The sequence below is a fragment of the Fulvimarina thalattae genome, assembly GCF_040239565.1.
Taxonomy (GTDB): domain Bacteria; phylum Pseudomonadota; class Alphaproteobacteria; order Rhizobiales; family Rhizobiaceae; genus Fulvimarina.
The window spans coordinates 322,907-339,285 of sequence record NZ_JBEHWS010000003.1; the positions used below are offsets into that span (position 1 = coordinate 322,907).

Sequence of the window (16,379 nt, forward strand, 5' to 3'; positions counted from 1 at the left end):
CTTGTTCCGTCGTTTTATCTCCTTCAGCGTCTTTTCGACGGAGTTGTGGGTATAGTCCTTAAAGGATCAACAGGTCTTCTAAGCCAACGCACGGCCCGATGGACCTCCTTTTTGTCGGCGGCGAAAACCATCGACGTATCGGGTTTTCTCAGAATGAGAGCGAAGCGCTTTTCCAACCACTCGATCTGCTCTTCCTCAGGGCCCGCTACGTAAAGCTTAAGTTTTTCGTCGTATTCCGCATGCGCCCCTCTTCCAGCGCCCATACAATGCTTTGGAGTGGAGTGAGCGCCAAAGAATTTCCTTGCGGAACAGGGTCGAAAATTCAGCGCCGGCTTTTGCCCTTTTCACGCTGGAGGTTCCCTCTTATATTCCCCGGTGCCGGACTTGCTCCGGCTATGGCGATAAACGTTCGATGCAATAAACCTTTCGGACCCGGGGGCGGTACCCGGCGCCTCCACCACGTCTCATGAGTGACCGCCGACCAGGCGGGCTTGATGAGACGTGGCGGGGGCGAAATAGGATCGACGAGGGCGTAAAGATCGAATTTTTGCTCGGAATGGTTCCGCCGTTATCGGGCCGTATCAATAGTTGCAAACGACAACTATGCGGAAGCACGTCTCGCCGCGTAAGCGGTGCGATAGCTTCGAATCAAGCCCTGGGGGTTCGCACTCCTAGGCGGGGCTCGGAGGCGCCTGGCAACAGAAGCCTCCACTTTTCTTTCGGCGCCTGCTAAGGCGTCACGGACGACTTTCGAGACCGGGACCATGGCATGAGCCAAGACCTCATCCGCTACGACGTACTTGCACAGGACGCCCTTCGCGGGGTGATTCGGAAAGTGCTCGGGGAGGTGGCGAAAACCGGCCTGCCAGGCGAGCACCACTTCTTTATCACCTTTCTCACATCCGCGCCGGGTGTGCGCATCTCCTCGCGTTTGCGCGAGAAGTATCCGGATCTGATGACGATCGTGGTTCAGCATCAGTACTGGGATCTGAACGTCACGGACAACTCGTTCGAGATCGGGCTCTCCTTCTCCGATATTCCCGAGAAGCTGCTCGTACCATTCTCTGCCGTGCGCGGCTTTTACGATCCCTCGGTCAATTTCGAGCTGGAATTCGACGTGCGCGGCGCGGAAGCGGCCAATTCCGACGACGCCGAAGAATTGGTGGCGCAGGACGAAGACAAGCCATCCGGCGGCGCGCTTTCGGCGACACCACTTCCGATGCGCGAGAAGGCCGGCACGGCCTCATCGGCGGTTGACGGCACGAACGACGACGAGGGCGATGAGGAACGCGCGGATGCCCAGGTCGTTTCGCTCGACGCCTTCCGTAAGAAGACCTGATCTCATGCGGTTTGAGCAATGGGCGACATCGTCAATCTGAGACGCGCCCGCAAGGCAAAGGCCCGCGATGACCGCGAGGCTGAGGCAGCAGACAATCGCGTGAAATTCGGAACACCGCCCGCCCTCAGATCACTTGAGGAAGCCCGCAAGACTAAGGCGGAGAAGGCGCTCGACGGCCACAAGCTTTCCACGGACAAGACCTGCGGTCGGGACGAAACCGATTTGCCGGATGATCCAGCGTGACCGTCAAGCGATCTTTGTCGATCCGTGGTCACCGCACGTCCATCACCCTTGAAGAAGCCTTCTGGCGAAGGTTGAACAATCTCGCCGAAGAACAAGCCATGAGCATTGCCGAGCTCGTTGCTGAAATCGACGAGACGCGGAATGCGACCGTCAATCTCTCATCGGCTCTTCGCGTCCATATTTTGGAAGAAGCGCTCGGGCGGCTGGAAAAAGACGTCGGCGAAGCGCCCCGACCTTGAGATTGCATTCTGGGTCAGTCCGACTGGGCCATCGCTTCTATCTGGGACATCGACATAAAGAAAAACGGCGCTCCCGGAGGAACGCCGTTTTTCTTTTGAACCTTCAGATTTCAAGCCCGATCGGGGGTCTCGGATTTATTCAAAAGAGACCGCAGCTTCGATGCGAGCGTTGATGTCTTCCTCGCTCTCGATCTTGACGAGCGGAGCGCGGCTCTTCGTGCGGTCGGGGCCGGATCGCAGCGAGCGAAGCGGCCATCCGCCCTTGTCGGCGATCGGCGACTTCTTTTCCAAAGCTGCCGTCACGGCGCTCACAGCCTTGTTGTCGACCGCAACGGGTCGAGTCGCATTCGACTCCTGCGCGGCGGCTTGCTGTGCCGGGCGAACTTTGGGCTGCGGCAGAGAAACCTGGCGCATCGCAGGCGGCGCCTTCGGCGCGTCCTTCGGGACAACGGCCGCGACCTGATCCTTCAAGACGGAGTTGAAGGCGGGCCGTCCACTCGGTGTCGGAACCGCGTAGGCAAGTTCCGAGCCTATCCGTTTTTCGTCCTCTGCTTGGTTTTCGAGCGCAGCAATCATTGCGGCGGTGGCGTCAGGCGAAGGCGCAACCCGTTCCGGCGTGTCGTTCTCGACGGTCGCCGGAACCGCGCGTGAAGGTGCCCAACGCGGCGACGGGATATTGCTCGGTTCGAGAGAGGCGAGCTGGCTCTCTTCGAGTTCTCCGTTGACCGCGGCGGACGGGTCATTACGCCGGTCGCGGCTGGTGTCGAAGCCCGCATCGAGCATGGCGACGGCTGCTGGCTGAGGTGCCGGACGGTTCGGCCTGGATGTCGGAACGACGCTGGCTACGACGGGAGCCTGTGGCTGCGGCTGTGCGCGGGCAACCTGGGTGGGTGCCTGATAGGCTTCGGCGTTATCCTCTTCCTCGTCGGCACCTCCGCCGAAGAGCATGGAGAGCAACGTCTTGCCGCCGCCCGAAGACGAAGAGGCGTTCGCGACCTGAAGATCGCCCGCCGCCCGGCGCTGCTTGTAGGAGGCGAGTGCCTGCTGATAGCCCGGAAGCGGCTTGCCGTCGGAGGGAACGTGGACGGTTCCGCCGTTCGGGAAGACGGACGCCAGTTCGCGGCGGCTCATGCGCGGCCAGTGACGGGCGTTACCGGTGTCGAAATGGACGAAGGGCGACCCGGATTTCGGATAGTAGCCGACGCCACCGACCTGCATCTTCAGGCCGATCGCGCGGAGCGTTGAGAGCTTCACACCCGGAATGAAGAAGTCGAGCGCGCGGCCGACCATGTGCTGGCTTTTCTTGGCCTGCCCACCACGTGTCCGGCGCAGCATGCCGTTGGTGGCTGGGGAGCGATAGCCGCTGACGACGTTGATGTAATCCCGCGCACCAGCCTGCCGATACGCTTCCCAGAGAAGATCGAGGAGCTGCGGGTCCATAGTCGTGGCCTTGCCCTGACGCCAGTCGCGCAGGAACCAGTTGATCTTCTTGACCTCGCTCTGCACGTAGCGACCGTTTCGCTTGTAGGCGAAGCTGCCGCGCTCCTTGGTGTGCAGATTGTAGAATTTGAGCGTTCGCGTCTCTGCGGATGCCGTCGCAGGCCCGAAGGCGGCGAAGACTATGGCGCATGCGATTATGGCGAATGCCCAATGGCGCACGCGCACGGCGGTGGTTGCAAATTTCAAAGCCCATCCCCTTCCGATCGAGCGTTCCGGTGTCTCGTATCCCCCAAGACACCGTTACGTCAGCGGATTGCCGCGATCCTTAGCGACACAGTTCGCTGTGAACTGCGGCATAAGAATGACACCTTGGCCGCATTTTTGGACTTTATTGGAGAAGAGTTAAGGTCGGGTAAAGGTTAAAATATCCCGAACATCCCGAAATCATGACAATACGGATGACAGCCGGCGGCGGCGGAATTTATTTTTCGCGTCGCAGCAAAAATTTACTCGCACATGCCCCATCGAGAGACCGGCCGGAAAAGCCGGATTCTCAGCTGGAAAGCGATAAAATCTGTCCTGCTTGAAACGCAAGATTGGCCTTGAGCAGGAGGATCGACGAGACCGCTTTCAAGGCGCGGTGATCTTGTACTCGCGCAGCTTGCGGTAAAGCGTCGAGCGCCCGATTCCCAGCCTTCGCGCGACCTCGCTCATATGTCCGTTGTACTGGTCGAGAGCGATGCGGATGATGTCGGCTTCGATCTCGTCGAGCTTTCGCAGTTCACCTCGCCCATCGCGCAGGAGGTCGCTGTTTCCGTCGGGAATCGGCAACGCACCTTCCGTTGCGTCGATCGCCAAAGGACGGGCGGGCGCGCTTTCCTTGTCGGTGGCCTGTCGGGCCTCGTTCGCGAGAAGCAGCGCACCGAAGTCACCCGGTTGAAGGGTCTCGTGTTCCGCCATGACGACGGCGCGGTGAACCGTGTTTTCAAGCTGGCGGATATTCCCGGGCCAGTCAAAGCCCTCCAGCAGGTCGAGCGTGGCCGGCGAAAACCGTCGGGCGGGCGACTGGGGCTCGCTTTCGGAAAAGCGCTGGAGAAAGTCTAGCGCCAGACTACGAATCTCCTTGCGCCGCTGCCGAAGCGGCGGAACATTCAGCTCGAAAGCGTTCAGCCGGTAAAAGAGATCCTCCCGGAACCGCCCTTCAGCGACGGCGGCTATCAGCGACTGATTGGTCGCGGACAGGATGCGGACATCCACCTTGACCGGCCCGTCGGCACCGACCGGGTCGACGAGCCCTTCCTGGATCACGCGCAGCAGCTTGACCTGGGCCGCGGGGCTGAGTTCACCGACCTCGTCGAGAAAGAGCGTACCCGTATCGGCCTCGCGAAACTTGCCGATATGCTCTCGTGCGGCGTCGGTGAAGGCGCCTTTCGCGTGACCGAACAGGATGCTTTCGACGAGATCGGACGGCAGGGCGCCGCAGTTGACTGTGACGAAGGGCTTGTTCTCGCGCGGGCCCCAGTTCTGGATGGCCCGGGCGATCCATTCCTTGCCGACGCCGGTTTCTCCGCCGATGAGCACCGGTATGACAGATCGCGCGGCCTTGGCCGCGCTTGCCACTACCGAGGCCATCGGTTCCGGCAGATTCGCCTGTTGCAGATTGGCGGGAACACGCATCGGATTCGGACGCGTATCGAGCATGCGCAGGGCGCTGGTGAGCGCTGTCCGCAGGCGATCGGGTGATACGGGCTTCACTACGAAGTCGAAGGCGCCGGACCGCATCGCCGCAACGACGGTCTCCACCGAATCCTTGGCTGTCTGCACGACGACGGGGATTTCGATGCGCCGCTTGCGCATCTCCGCCATCACCTCCGAGCCGCTCTTGTCCGGCATGAGGAGATCGAGAACGACGACCGCGACATCACGCGCCTTCGGGCCTGTGAGAACGTCGAGCGCCGCTCGTCCGCCGTCGCAATGGATCGGCTGAAGGCCGATGCGCGAGATCTGGGCGTCGAGAAGCCGCCGCTGGATGGGATCGTCGTCGACCACCAAAACCTGTCGTGCCATTGTCGATGTCCCTGTTTGACTGTCCCCTTCTGGCGCGGGGTTGCCCCAAACTGGCACGCAGGCCCTGAAGGCCCTCTCAAGAAACGCGGCAAACTTTGACTGAGAAAATTCGCTCGAATTGAAGGAAATTCGGAACTGGCGAAAAACATGGGAGCCGTTATCTAAGGGCGACGCGCGCGAAGAGCCTTGGCTTTTCGCCGAACTTCATACGAAACGATCAGGCTCTGCCCATGACGCACCGCTTCTCCATGTCCGTTAGCTCCGCCGCCGAGACGGTATCCGTCGGCACGTCGGATCTTCCCGAATGGAGCCTCGACGATCTCTATCCGTCGATGGACTCGCCCGAGCTTCAGAGCGATCTCAATCGGTCCCGGCAGGACGCGGCACTTTTCAAGGAGAACTGGAAGGGCAAGCTGACCGAGCTTGCAAAGAGCGACCCCGCCGCCCTTGCGCAGTCCGTTCGCGATTATGAAAAACTGGAGGAGCTGCTCGGGCGAATCATCTCCTATGCCGGACTGATCTACGCGGGCGATACCTCCGATCCGGTGCGCGCGAAGTTCTACGGCGACATTCAGGGGACGGTCACCGATATCTCGACCAACCTCCTTTTCTATACGCTCGAACTGAACCGCATCGAGGATGCGGTGATGGACAATGCCATGGAGGCCGAGCCTCAGCTTGCCCATTACCGCCCGTGGCTGGTCGACCTCAGGAAGGACAAGCCGTTCCAACTCGAAGACCGGGTCGAGGAGCTGTTCCACGAGAAGGGCATCACCGGCGCAGGAGCCTGGAACCGTCTTTTCGACGAAACGCTGACGAGCCTGCGCTTCACCGTCGACGGCGACGATCTCGCCCTCGAGTCGACTTTGAACCTTCTGCAGGACGACGACCGTGACAAGCGCCGCAAGGCCGCTGCCGCGCTCACCAACGTCTTCTCCCGCAACCTGCGTACCTTCACGCTGATCACCAACACGCTTGCCAAGGACAAGGAGATTGCCGACCGCTGGCGTGGGTTCGAGGATGTCGCCGACTCCCGCCATCTCGCGAACCGGGTGGAGCGGGATGTGGTCGATGCCCTGACGACGGCCGTGACCCAAGCCTATCCGTCGATCTCACATCGCTATTACGCCATGAAGGCGGAATGGCTGGGGCTCGACGCGCTCGATTTCTGGGACCGCAACGCGCCGTTGCCGAATGCCAAGCGCCGCGACATCTCCTGGAACGACGCACGGGAGACCGTTCTTTCGGCCTATTCGGGCTTCTCGCCGGATATGGCGGAGATCGCCAAGCGATTCTTCGACAGAAGCTGGATCGACGCTTCGCTGCGGCCGGGCAAGTCGCCGGGCGCCTTCGCCCATCCGACCGTCCCGAGCGTCCACCCCTATGTCCTGCTCAACTATATGGGCAAGCCACGCGACGTGATGACCCTTGCGCACGAGCTTGGCCATGGCGTCCATCAGGTACTTGCGGGCGATCAGGGAGCGCTTATGGCTGCAACTCCGCTGACGCTTGCTGAGACCGCCTCCGTCTTCGGCGAGATGCTGACCTTCCGTTCGCTTCTCGCGCAGGCGAAGACCCCGGAAGAGCGCAAGACGCTTCTCGCCTCGAAGGTCGAGGACATGATCAACACGGTGGTCCGCCAGATCGCGTTCTATCAGTTCGAGCGCGCCCTTCACGAGGAACGGCGCTCGGGCGAGCTCACCTCCGAACGGATCGGCGAGATCTGGTTGTCGGTGCAGAGCCGCAGTCTCGGACCTGCCGTGCGCCTCGGCGACGGCTACGAGACGTATTGGACCTACGTGCCCCACTTCATCCACTCGCCGTTCTACGTCTATGCCTACGCCTTCGGCGACTGTCTCGTGAACTCGCTCTATTCGGTCTATGAGAACGCCCAGACGGGCTTCCAGGACAAGTATTTCGAGATGCTCAAGGCGGGCGGCACCAAGCATCATTCGGAGCTTCTGGCGCCCTTCGGCCTCGACGCCTCGGACCCGGCATTCTGGTCGCGCGGTCTCCAGATGATCTCCGGCTTCATCGATGAACTGGAAAAGATGGACTGAAGCAACCTGACCAGTGAGACTGGTCGGATGAAGAGCGGCTGAAACTCAAAGGTCACTTAATTCGACGGGCTGGCGATCGCGGTCTTCGCGAGCGGCGGCTTGGCGCCTCTCGCCGCTTATCTTTATGGCACCTCTCCCGAAGCAGCACCAAGTTCGATAGCGCTGGGCCTCGTTGTTTGTACGGCGGTCAGTTTTGCACCAAATGATTCGGGAAGCCGAACACTGAAAGGCTTGGATAAAGATGACGATTGAAACGCTTTTCTACCTGACGACCATGCCTATCGCAGCGCTGATCCTTTCGTTCTTCGTCCACCTCGACACACGCCGGATGATGGCTCGGATCATGGCCGAAAATCGCGAGCGAGATGCGCACTCGTAAGCGGGGCTTTGCGCGACTGGAAGCTCAAGCAATCCGTCGCCTCGACGACGCGCCTTCCTAGCTGGGCCTGCGTTGAGAGATGGACGCACCTCTGACGGCATTCGTACGCATCACGCCCTTCCCCTTACAGTAATGCGAAGCTGCAATGCGGCCTTCCACTCTTCCCTTCTCTACGAAAACCCGTTAGCCGGGCCGCTAGAAAACCGTGCGGTCTCCCCCGCATGGCTCGACAGGACGCGATGAGAGGAGCCTTACGCGATGGCCCATCCCGATTACCCGACCCACGCCTCTATCTCCGGCCCCATCGTGATGATCGGCTTCGGCTCGATCGGCAAGGGCACGCTCCCCCTCATCGAGCGTCACTTCAACTACGACCCGTCGCGCTTCATCGTCGTCGATCCGAACGACGCCGATCGGCAACTGCTCGATCAGCGCGGCATCCGCTTCGTCAATCAGGCGGTGACCAAGCAGAACTATCGCGAGCTGCTCAGCCCGCTGCTCACCGAAGGCGAAGGCCAGGGCTTCTGCGTCAACCTGTCGGTCGATACCTCCTCGCTGGACCTGATGAAGCTCTGCCGGGAGCTGGGTGTCCTCTACATCGATACCGTCGTCGAGCCTTGGCTCGGCTTCTACTTCGACAAGACGATGTCGAACGCCGACCGCACGAACTATGCCCTGCGCGAGACCGTGCGCAAGGAAAAGAAGAGAGCGCCGGGCGGCACGACAGCCGTTTCCTGCTGCGGCGCAAATCCGGGTATGGTCTCGTGGTTCGTCAAGCAGGGTCTGGTCGATGTCGCGAACGCAGTCGGCCTCGAATTCGACGAGCCCACCGCCGACGATCGCAATGGCTGGGCCAAGCTGATGAAGAAGGCTGGGGTCAAGGGCGTCCACATCGCCGAGCGCGACACTCAGCGCGCCTATAATCCGAAGCCGATGGACGTCTTCTGGAACACGTGGTCCGTCGAGGGCTTCCTCTCCGAAGGAATGCAGCCCGCGGAACTCGGCTGGGGTACACACGAAAAGTGGAAGCCGAAGAACGCCAAGAGCCACAAGAAGGGAAATCAGGCGGCAATCTATCTGGAGCAGCCCGGCGCCAACACGCGCGTCCGCACCTGGTGCCCGACGCCCGGCGCCCAGTATGGCTTCCTGGTGACCCATAACGAATCGATCTCGATCGCCGACTACTTCACCCATCGCAACAAGAAGGACGAGGTCACCTTCCGGCCGACCTGTCACTACGCCTACCATCCGGCGAACGATGCGGTTCTGTCGCTGCACGAACTCTTCGGCGCGGCCGGCAAGACGCAAAGCCAGCTGCATGTTCTCAACGAAAACGAGATCATGGACGGCATCGACGAACTGGGCGTCCTCCTCTACGGCCACGACCGCAATGCCTACTGGTACGGTTCGCAGCTTTCGATTGGCGAGACGCGGCAGATCGCGCCCTATCAGAACGCGACCGGACTCCAGGTAACGTCGGCGGTCCTGGCCGGCATGGTCTGGGCGCTGGAGAACCCGGAAGCCGGCATCGTCGAAGCCGACGAGATGGATTACAAGCGCTGTCTCGAAGTGCAGACGCCTTATCTCGGGCCGGTCAAAGGTTATTACACCGACTGGACGCCGCTCACCGATCGGCCGGGTCTTTTCCCGGAGGATATCGACGAAAGCGACCCTTGGCAGTTTCGCAACATCCTGGTCCGCTAGGAACCGCACAAGACGCCGGGAGTTTCTGTGTGGCAGCCGTGCCGGCGTTTAATGAAAACAACAGCGGAGCGGTGTATCCCAGATTGCTGAAGTGTGGAGTCGATGGCTGATCTGAACGAACGCAGACGCGCCGCTGAAGACGTGATGCGCGCAGTGATGACCGGCGAGATCGGCTCCATTGCGAGGCGATTCTATCCGGGTGCCGTCTTTCTCCAGCGAAGCAATGCGGGCGTGATCGACGCACCCTGGTTCGAGCGGATGGAAGGTGAATTCCATTTGGCGGGTGAGGAGGAAACGAGCGCGTTCCTCCAGGAACTCATGAAACGCGCGAGCTACATGTCTTACGAAACGCGCGGCCTCGTCTGCGAAGACGACGAAGCCGCGAGCCGTTGCGACTGGTCGCGGCGTGACGAAAACACCAAAACCATCGTCACCGGCACAACAATGTATTGGTTCAGCTTTGCGAGCGACGACCGCATCAAGTCGCTGGAGACCGTCAGCGCGATCCACTCGGTGCTACCAAGGCGGAAGAGCTGAAAAGGCGCGCGCTCAATCTCGCGTCAAAATTCGAGTCCACGGACTTCAGCTTGATTCGTTAACCACAATTGTGGAGCCGCGGCATTTCCTCTTCACGCGATTGGAAAGAATTGCTTAAGATTGTCCGGAATTGCGGAGCCGCGTTTCGGACGCACCGCCCAATAGACATGAGGGGTTCATAGTTCATGCGTCGTATCGCGCTCTCCGCAGCACTCGTCTCGACCGTTTTCGTCTCGGCTTGTCAGCTAGGAGGTGGGGAAGATTTACCGCCGCAGGGCCCGCAGGGTGTTGAGGGTCGCTGGAGCTCGGTTGGCGGGGCTGTAAATTACACGGCGAACTTCAACGCGGGCCGCTTCACTTCGACAGAACAGGGCACCGGCGCCGTTCTTGCGCAGGGCACCTATTCCAATCTCGGACCGGGCCAGATCAGCATCGTCTATTCGCCGACGACGCGCGACACGCAGGTTGCCGCCAACTGCAACCAGACCGCCCCGAACACGCTCTCCTGTGCGACCTCGACAGGAAACCGGTTCCAGCTTCAGCGCGCCTGATCGCCCAGATATCAAGTAGTTTTCGAGGCACGCCAGATTCAATTCTGGCGTGCTTTTTTCATGCAGTACCGCTTTTGGTTTGCGCAATGCCTGCCGTTCACGGAAACACTGGACGGACTTTTCAAGCCTTTGCGCGACTTCGCCACGTTTCATCGTGCGGCGAATTGATTATATCGGGCTGGCTTAATGCTCTGGATCGACTCCAGATTTCATGAATTCCGCTGCATCCCTGACGGGATACCACCAGGCAGCTTTCGACCAGCATGCGCAAAGGCTGATGTGATGAACGCGTTGACGAAAACCATGGCCGATCGGGCCATCGGCCCCCTCCCCGCAGACCATCCCGTGGTCCGCACGCCGAAAGTGGGGGTTCTGCTCGTCAATCTCGGCACACCGGACGGCACCGACTTCAAGCCGATGCGCCGGTATCTGAAGGAATTCCTGAGCGATAGCCGGGTCATCGAATGGCCCAAGATCGCCTGGTACCCGATCCTCTACGGCATCGTTCTCAACACGCGGCCGAAGAAATCCGGCGCGGCCTATGCCGAAATCTGGAACAACGAGAAGAACGAGTCGCCTTTGCGCACGTTCACCCGGGCCCAGGGCGAAAAGCTCGCGCAGCGTATGGCGATGAATCAGAACGTCGTCGTCGACTGGGCGATGCGCTATGGCCAGCCCTCGATCGCCGAGCGCACCGACGCGCTGATGGAACAGGGCTGCGAGCGCGTTCTGGTCTTCCCGCTCTACCCGCAATACTCTGCCTCGACCACGGCGACGGTCAACGACAAGTTCTTCGAGCACATGATGGCGCAGCGCTGGATGCCGGCTGTGCGCACAGTGCCGGCCTATCACGACGAGCCGGTCTATATCGACGCGCTCGCCAAATCGATCGAGAGCCATCTTTCGACCCTCGACTTCGTGCCAGAGCGCGTGATCGCCTCCTATCACGGTATTCCGCAGAGCTACTTCAGGAAGGGCGACCCCTATCACTGCCACTGCCAGAAGACGTCGCGTCTTCTGGAAGCCCGGCTCGGCTGGGAACCCGGACGGCTGATGACCTGCTTCCAGTCTCGCTTCGGCCCGGAGGAATGGCTCCAGCCCTATACGGACAAGACGGTAGAAGCGCTCCCCAAGGAGGGCATCAAGAACATCGCCGTCTTCAATCCGGGCTTCGTATCGGACTGTCTCGAAACGCTGGAGGAGATTGCAGGCGAAGCGGGCGAAATCTTCCACGAGGCCGGCGGCGAAAACTTCACGCACATTCCCTGCCTCAACGACTCAGAACCCGGCATGGACGTGATCGAATCGATGGTCCGCCGCGAACTCAAAGGCTGGGTGGACTGATCGACCGTCCTCTCACAACGCCCGACCGCCGGGACACATAGCAGGTTGTCGAATCGCTTCTCGAGAAATCGGGAAGCATTGGAAAGCGCTTTGCAGTCCCTCGGCCGAGGTTTCACCCGAACCATGCGTTCAGCGCTTCATGGCATCCTCCACGCCTGGCGGACGTGGCGTGCAGTCTCGTGGTTCGCGCTATTCTGCCGCGATCGAGCCGGGATAGGTTTCGCGCACCTTTTGCGACACCCAGGAAAAGATCGTCTTGAGATCGTGGGCCAGCTTCGGAAACTCGCCGCTTTTGCTGAAATCGGCTTCGTCAGAATAAAGCGCGCGCGAGATCTCCACCTGCAGCGCATGCTCCCCGATCGCCGGCCTCCCGTATCGCTCGGTAATGTATCCGCCAGCATAGGGCTTGTTCCGCATGACGTCGTAGCCGGCTCTGGAAAAGCTCGATGTAACGAAGGAGACGAGCCGCGCTGCGGCGCTCGTTCCATAGCGGTCGCCAATGACGATATCCGAGCGCCGTGCGCCCGGAATCGGCTTGATATTCGACGGCATCGAATGGCAGTCGACGAGGATCGCAATGCCATGAATGCGTTTCGTCTCAGCGATCAGCCCCCCGACTGCATCGTGGAAGCTGCGATGATATGTCTCGATACGGTCGAGCCCTTCATCCACGCTCATCAGGCCCCGATAGATCTCCGTGTTCTCCGCGACGATCTTCGGGACTGTTCCGAGACCGCCCGCGACGCGAACCGAGCGCGTGTTGACGTATTCCGGCAATGGCCCATCGAACATCACTGGATCGAGCTCGTATGGCTCGCGGTTCACGTCAAGAAAGGCCCGCGGGAACTGCGCGGCAATCATCGGCGCCCCGAGATCGGTGACGAAACCGTAGAGATCGTCGACGAACAGGTCTTCCGAACGCCGGATCAGATGGGTCGGCAGCCGGGAGTTCTCGACGAAGGAAGAGGGATAGTCCCGTCCGCTGTGCGGCGAACAGAATATCAGCGGCGTCGTCACCTGGTCCGGCCTGCGGATCACAAAGGCGGGCTTTTCGCCTTCGCGGGTAGTGATGGTCGGAATGGAGTTCAACTAAGCCTCTTCAGACGAACGTCTGATCTCGTCGGCAGACGCGGATAGGTGAGCGGTCGCTTCCGTTTTCGCGGCCGCCCGTGGAGCTTGCGTGAAAATAGCCTTTTAACCGTAGAGTTCCAATCTCTTTAGGTTTTAGGTCGGCGTTCTGTTATATACGCGGATCGAGGACAAGGCACGCTTTCGCAGGCGCTGCCGGCTGAATAACCTGGAACGAGACGATGACTAAAATCCTTCTGGCGGAAGACGACAACGACATGCGCCGTTTCCTGGCGAAGGCTTTGGAGCGCGCCGGCTACGACGTCATTTCCTTCGACAATGGCGGCAGCGCTTATGAGCGACTTCGCGAGGAACCGTTTTCTCTTCTCCTCACCGATATCGTGATGCCGGAAATGGACGGCATCGAACTGGCGCGCCGCGCCACCGAACTCGACCCTGACCTGAAAGTGATGTTCATCACTGGCTTCGCGGCGGTCGCGCTCAATCCCGATTCGAAGGCTCCGAAGGACGCCAAGATCCTTTCCAAGCCTTTCCACCTGCGCGAACTCGTCGACGAGGTCGGCCGCATGCTGGAAGACGCGGCCTGATCTCAGGCTCCACGGGAGAACAATTTCTCTATCGTCCGGCGGACCACAATTTTCCCGCCGGACCCTATTGACCGGGACTAAGGCCTATGGTCTATCGCCTGCGTCGGATGGGCGTGTAGCTCAGCGGGAGAGCACTTCGTTGACATCGAAGGGGTCACAGGTTCAATCCCTGTCACGCCCACCATCCTTCACTGACAAAGTCTGATGAGACCGAAACCGGTCGTGCCGGTCGAACCTCATATGGTTCGGCGAAGACATTTCTGTTTACTGCGAGTTGAAAGAAGCGCTGGTTGAAACGGGCCGGGTGGCGTGTCTGACATCACCATGCCGATGAAGGCGATTTCAGGCGAAGATTTTATCTGAGATCATCAGGTTCAGTTGGTACCCAGTGCAGAATAGACGACAGGCTTATCAGTTCGAATCGAGCCGCCGCAGCCAGAACTGCATGGGCTTTTCCGTTTCGGTTTCATCGCCGATATCACGCCAGGACATCGGCGCTTCGATCCCTTCGACACGGCGATAGCCGCGCTTCATCCAGAAGCCATCCAGCGGCTGGTAATCATCGGGCTTCATCGGGTGGTCGTCGGGCCGCACGACGCCGCAGAACGAAACGGTGGAATAGCCCTGCTCCCGCGCGGCCGCCTCTCGCTCGTCGAAGAAAGCGTGTCCGATTCCATAGCCGCGCCATTCGGGAAGCAGCACCGATTCGGCACAATAGAAGACTTCGTCCGGATCGATGCCGTGTTCTGCGAAGGCCTCGGCCAGCTGTGGCTGATGGTCGGACAAAGGTGCAGCCGTCGAAGCGCCGACTATCGTCCCTTCTGGCGACCTCGCCACGATCACCACGGCGCCATCGGACTCGGCGTATGTTTTCAGATATTCGGTCTCGTAGTTGAGATCGCCATCATAGAGATACGGATAGGCCCGAAAGACCGCGATCCTCAGCCGTGCGACGTCGTCGAGAACGTCGAGCACAGCATCGTCTGCGAGGCGCCGAATGGTTGGATTTTCGCCTTTAGGCGGCATCGGCACCGAATGCACCCTCACAGGAAGGCGTCTCGTCGTCGCGGATCTTGGAATTGCGGGTGGCACCGATCGACTGGATGCGGTCGTTGGCGTCGGTCAGAAGATCGATCTCGCAGACACGCACCTCGGAAGCCTCACCCGCGACAGCTGACGAAACGACATAGCGCTTGCGCCATGTGTAGCGCACGCCGCCATTGCGCTCGCCATACTCGGCGAAGGGGCTGCCATATTGGTTGAAGAAAGCATCGGCCTCTTTGCCGGTCCAGCGCTCGGAGAGGCTCTGCGGGCTCGTGTCACCACTGCCCGCAGTCACGCAGGCGGAAAGACTGGAGAGTCCGGCAAGGCCAAGGACGATGAGAAGGAAATTCCGGGCCAAAATCAGTTCTCCGAGCGTCAAGAGTGCTTGCATTGCTGATTGAAGGCGATGGAACGCTGCGTCAAGGCTTATCACTCGCGTTTCGGTAGCAGCCGGGGACGGCTCACAACATTTGCCGAACCTTGGTCGGCAGGCTGTCGAAAACCGCGTCCGGCACGAAGAAATCGGCAACAGGATCGCTGCCGCCCTCAGGTCCGTAGCGCGAGAAATCCGTCACGCCCTCCTCGCGAAGGAGCACCTCGTCAATGAAGAAATTTCCGGTGGTCTCCCGCGATGGACGGGTGAGAATGGCATGGGCGGCATCTGCAACGATCTCGGGGCTCCGACTCATCTTCGCCATCTGATCGCCGCCGAGAACATTACGGACCGCCGCTGTGTCGATCGCCGTGAGCGGCCAGAGCGAATTGACGGCGACCCCCTGCTCCTTGAACTCGGCCGCCATGCCAAGCGTGCACATGGACATACCGAACTTCGCCATCGTGTAGGCCGTATGGCTGGCGAACCATTTTGGATTCATGTCGAGCGGCGGCGCGAGATTGAGAATATGCGGATTATCCGCCTTCAACAGATGTGGCAGGCACGTCTTCGAGACGAGGAACGTCCCTCGCGCATTCACCTCGTTCATCAGGTCGTAGCGCCGCATCTCGGTTTCGAGCGTTCCTGTCAGCTGAATCGCGGAGGCGTTGTTGATGCAGATATCGATACCGCCGAAGCGCTCGACGGCCTTCTCGACGGCGGCCTTGACCTGATCCTCGTCCCGAATGTCGCAGACGGTCGCGAGCCCCTGCCCGCCGGCGGCCTCAATGTCTTCCACTGCGCTGTGGATCGTCCCAGGCAATTTGGGATGCGGCTTGTCGGTCTTTGCAGCGACCACAACATTAGCCCCATCTCGCGCGGCTCTGAGCGCGATCGCATAGCCGATGCCGCGCGATCCGCCAGACATGAAGATCGTCTTGCCGTTAAGACTTGATGGCGCCATCGCTCGTTCTCTCCGATCCGGTATCACCCACAACCTGGATCGGTCGTGATCCTACGGCAAGACCGAAAGCACCAAGGCGAGTCTGGGCCGCGAAAGGTCAAATGGATAGGGTATGGCTTCTTGAGGCAGTATGAGGCCTCTGAACTCGTTGAGTTATTATCCCCGTATAGGCTCACGCTCCGTTCGTGCGTGTCGCCGCATCATGTTTCGGCGCGAATGATCACGGTTAACCTGCCCCCCGAACGCATAGAAGCCCCCTCCGTTTTTGCGGCGGGGCGTTTGCATGCGGTGTGGTGTGTTGTTGTTGTTGTGAAGAAGGTTTTTTGTTCTGCGTTTGGCGGACCTGGCGGCGACCGACTTTCCCGCGTCTTGAGACGAAGTATCATAGGCGCTGGCGCGTTTCACGGCCGAGTTCGGAA

16 protein-coding genes, 1 tRNA gene, 1 rRNA gene and 1 other RNA gene are annotated in these 16,379 nt (G+C 60.2%); 12 read left to right on the forward strand and 7 right to left on the reverse strand.

Going from position 1 to position 16,379, the window contains the following annotated elements:
• Positions 1–337: 337 nt before the first annotated feature.
• From ssrA to ABRA89_RS06275, 4 genes are all read left to right on the forward strand, one after another.
• Positions 338–713, forward strand: a transfer-messenger RNA (tmRNA) gene (gene ssrA / locus ABRA89_RS06260).
• Between the two features lie 56 nt (positions 714–769).
• Positions 770–1,339, forward strand: coding sequence for an SspB family protein (locus ABRA89_RS06265; protein WP_349940585.1), 570 nt, complete (start codon positions 770–772; stop codon positions 1,337–1,339).
• A gap of 18 nt (positions 1,340–1,357) precedes the next feature.
• Positions 1,358–1,582 (forward strand): DUF4169 family protein, encoded by a 225-nt coding sequence (locus ABRA89_RS06270; RefSeq protein WP_349940586.1) that lies wholly within the window; start codon positions 1,358–1,360, stop codon positions 1,580–1,582.
• Positions 1,579–1,821 carry a ribbon-helix-helix domain-containing protein gene (locus ABRA89_RS06275; protein WP_349940587.1) on the forward strand — a complete coding sequence of 81 codons (243 nt, stop codon included), beginning with the start codon at positions 1,579–1,581 and terminating at the stop codon, positions 1,819–1,821. The genes ABRA89_RS06270 and ABRA89_RS06275 overlap by 4 nt, the downstream gene beginning before the upstream one ends.
• A gap of 135 nt (positions 1,822–1,956) precedes the next feature.
• Here ABRA89_RS06275 and ABRA89_RS06280 read toward each other — a convergent pair whose 3' ends face one another.
• The gene (locus ABRA89_RS06280) at positions 1,957–3,507 is read right to left on the reverse strand and encodes a peptidoglycan L,D-endopeptidase MepK (protein ID WP_349940588.1); all 1,551 of its coding nucleotides are present in this window, start codon (positions 3,505–3,507) and stop codon (positions 1,957–1,959) included.
• A gap of 384 nt (positions 3,508–3,891) precedes the next feature.
• Positions 3,892–5,328, reverse strand: coding sequence for a sigma-54-dependent transcriptional regulator (locus tag ABRA89_RS06285; protein ID WP_349940589.1), 1,437 nt, complete (start codon positions 5,326–5,328; stop codon positions 3,892–3,894).
• 230 nt (positions 5,329–5,558) lie between these two features.
• Here ABRA89_RS06285 and ABRA89_RS06290 point away from each other — a divergent pair, with 230 nt between their 5' ends.
• The 6 genes from ABRA89_RS06290 (at position 5,559) to hemH (ending at position 11,903) form a co-directional block, all read left to right on the forward strand.
• A complete protein-coding gene (locus ABRA89_RS06290; RefSeq protein WP_463671257.1) occupies positions 5,559–7,388 on the forward strand; it encodes a M3 family oligoendopeptidase in 1,830 nt (609 codons plus the stop codon).
• 241 nt (positions 7,389–7,629) lie between these two features.
• Complete coding sequence (locus tag ABRA89_RS06295) at positions 7,630–7,767, forward strand: hypothetical protein (protein WP_349940591.1); 138 nt, start codon at positions 7,630–7,632, stop codon at positions 7,765–7,767.
• A gap of 258 nt (positions 7,768–8,025) precedes the next feature.
• Positions 8,026–9,471, forward strand: a complete 1,446-nt coding sequence (locus tag ABRA89_RS06300; protein ID WP_349940592.1) for a homospermidine synthase — start codon at positions 8,026–8,028, stop codon at positions 9,469–9,471.
• 102 nt (positions 9,472–9,573) lie between these two features.
• The gene (locus ABRA89_RS06305; RefSeq protein WP_349940593.1) at positions 9,574–10,008 is read left to right on the forward strand and encodes a nuclear transport factor 2 family protein; all 435 of its coding nucleotides are present in this window, start codon (positions 9,574–9,576) and stop codon (positions 10,006–10,008) included.
• Between the two features lie 185 nt (positions 10,009–10,193).
• Positions 10,194–10,559 carry a hypothetical protein gene (locus ABRA89_RS06310; protein WP_349940594.1) on the forward strand — a complete coding sequence of 122 codons (366 nt, stop codon included), beginning with the start codon at positions 10,194–10,196 and terminating at the stop codon, positions 10,557–10,559.
• A 282-nt stretch (positions 10,560–10,841) separates the two neighbouring features.
• Positions 10,842–11,903: a ferrochelatase gene (hemH, locus tag ABRA89_RS06315; RefSeq protein WP_349940595.1), complete on the forward strand. Its 1,062-nt coding sequence runs from the start codon at positions 10,842–10,844 to the stop codon at positions 11,901–11,903.
• A 189-nt stretch (positions 11,904–12,092) separates the two neighbouring features.
• Here hemH and ABRA89_RS06320 read toward each other — a convergent pair whose 3' ends face one another.
• Positions 12,093–12,992, reverse strand: a complete 900-nt coding sequence (locus ABRA89_RS06320; RefSeq protein ID WP_463671258.1) for an N-formylglutamate amidohydrolase — start codon at positions 12,990–12,992, stop codon at positions 12,093–12,095.
• 221 nt (positions 12,993–13,213) lie between these two features.
• Here ABRA89_RS06320 and cpdR point away from each other — a divergent pair, with 221 nt between their 5' ends.
• Both cpdR and ABRA89_RS06330 read left to right on the forward strand, forming a co-directional pair.
• Positions 13,214–13,579 carry a cell cycle two-component system response regulator CpdR gene (gene cpdR, locus ABRA89_RS06325; protein ID WP_349940596.1) on the forward strand — a complete coding sequence of 122 codons (366 nt, stop codon included), beginning with the start codon at positions 13,214–13,216 and terminating at the stop codon, positions 13,577–13,579.
• Between the two features lie 109 nt (positions 13,580–13,688).
• A tRNA-Val gene (locus tag ABRA89_RS06330) sits at positions 13,689–13,763 on the forward strand.
• A gap of 227 nt (positions 13,764–13,990) precedes the next feature.
• On the opposite strand, the gene ABRA89_RS06335 is transcribed toward ABRA89_RS06330, so the two are convergent.
• The 4 genes from ABRA89_RS06335 to rrf all read right to left on the reverse strand — a co-directional run.
• Positions 13,991–14,605, reverse strand: a complete 615-nt coding sequence (locus tag ABRA89_RS06335) for a GNAT family N-acetyltransferase (protein ID WP_349940620.1) — start codon at positions 14,603–14,605, stop codon at positions 13,991–13,993.
• A complete protein-coding gene (locus ABRA89_RS06340) occupies positions 14,595–14,981 on the reverse strand; it encodes a hypothetical protein (RefSeq protein ID WP_349940597.1) in 387 nt (128 codons plus the stop codon). The genes ABRA89_RS06335 and ABRA89_RS06340 overlap by 11 nt, the downstream gene beginning before the upstream one ends.
• Before the next feature lie 103 nt (positions 14,982–15,084).
• Complete coding sequence (locus ABRA89_RS06345) at positions 15,085–15,960, reverse strand: SDR family oxidoreductase (protein WP_349940598.1); 876 nt, start codon at positions 15,958–15,960, stop codon at positions 15,085–15,087.
• Positions 15,961–16,301: 341 nt separating this feature from the next.
• A 5S ribosomal RNA gene (gene rrf, locus ABRA89_RS20420) occupies positions 16,302–16,379 on the reverse strand; the annotation flags it as partial.

Coding starts and splice junctions, on each gene's coding strand:
- ABRA89_RS06265 (WP_349940585.1), top strand. CDS start 770: ATGAGCCAAGACCTCATCCGCTACGACGTACTTGCACAGGACGCCCTT.
- ABRA89_RS06270 (WP_349940586.1), top strand. CDS start 1,358: ATGGGCGACATCGTCAATCTGAGACGCGCCCGCAAGGCAAAGGCCCGC.
- ABRA89_RS06285 (WP_349940589.1), bottom strand. CDS start 5,328: ATGGCACGACAGGTTTTGGTGGTCGACGACGATCCCATCCAGCGGCGG.
- ABRA89_RS06290 (WP_463671257.1), top strand. CDS start 5,559: ATGACGCACCGCTTCTCCATGTCCGTTAGCTCCGCCGCCGAGACGGTA.
- ABRA89_RS06295 (WP_349940591.1), top strand. CDS start 7,630: ATGACGATTGAAACGCTTTTCTACCTGACGACCATGCCTATCGCAGCG.
- ABRA89_RS06300 (WP_349940592.1), top strand. CDS start 8,026: ATGGCCCATCCCGATTACCCGACCCACGCCTCTATCTCCGGCCCCATC.
- ABRA89_RS06305 (WP_349940593.1), top strand. CDS start 9,574: ATGGCTGATCTGAACGAACGCAGACGCGCCGCTGAAGACGTGATGCGC.
- ABRA89_RS06310 (WP_349940594.1), top strand. CDS start 10,194: ATGCGTCGTATCGCGCTCTCCGCAGCACTCGTCTCGACCGTTTTCGTC.
- hemH (WP_349940595.1), top strand. CDS start 10,842: ATGAACGCGTTGACGAAAACCATGGCCGATCGGGCCATCGGCCCCCTC.
- cpdR (WP_349940596.1), top strand. CDS start 13,214: ATGACTAAAATCCTTCTGGCGGAAGACGACAACGACATGCGCCGTTTC.
- ABRA89_RS06335 (WP_349940620.1), bottom strand. CDS start 14,605: ATGCCGCCTAAAGGCGAAAATCCAACCATTCGGCGCCTCGCAGACGAT.
- ABRA89_RS06345 (WP_349940598.1), bottom strand. CDS start 15,960: ATGGCGCCATCAAGTCTTAACGGCAAGACGATCTTCATGTCTGGCGGA.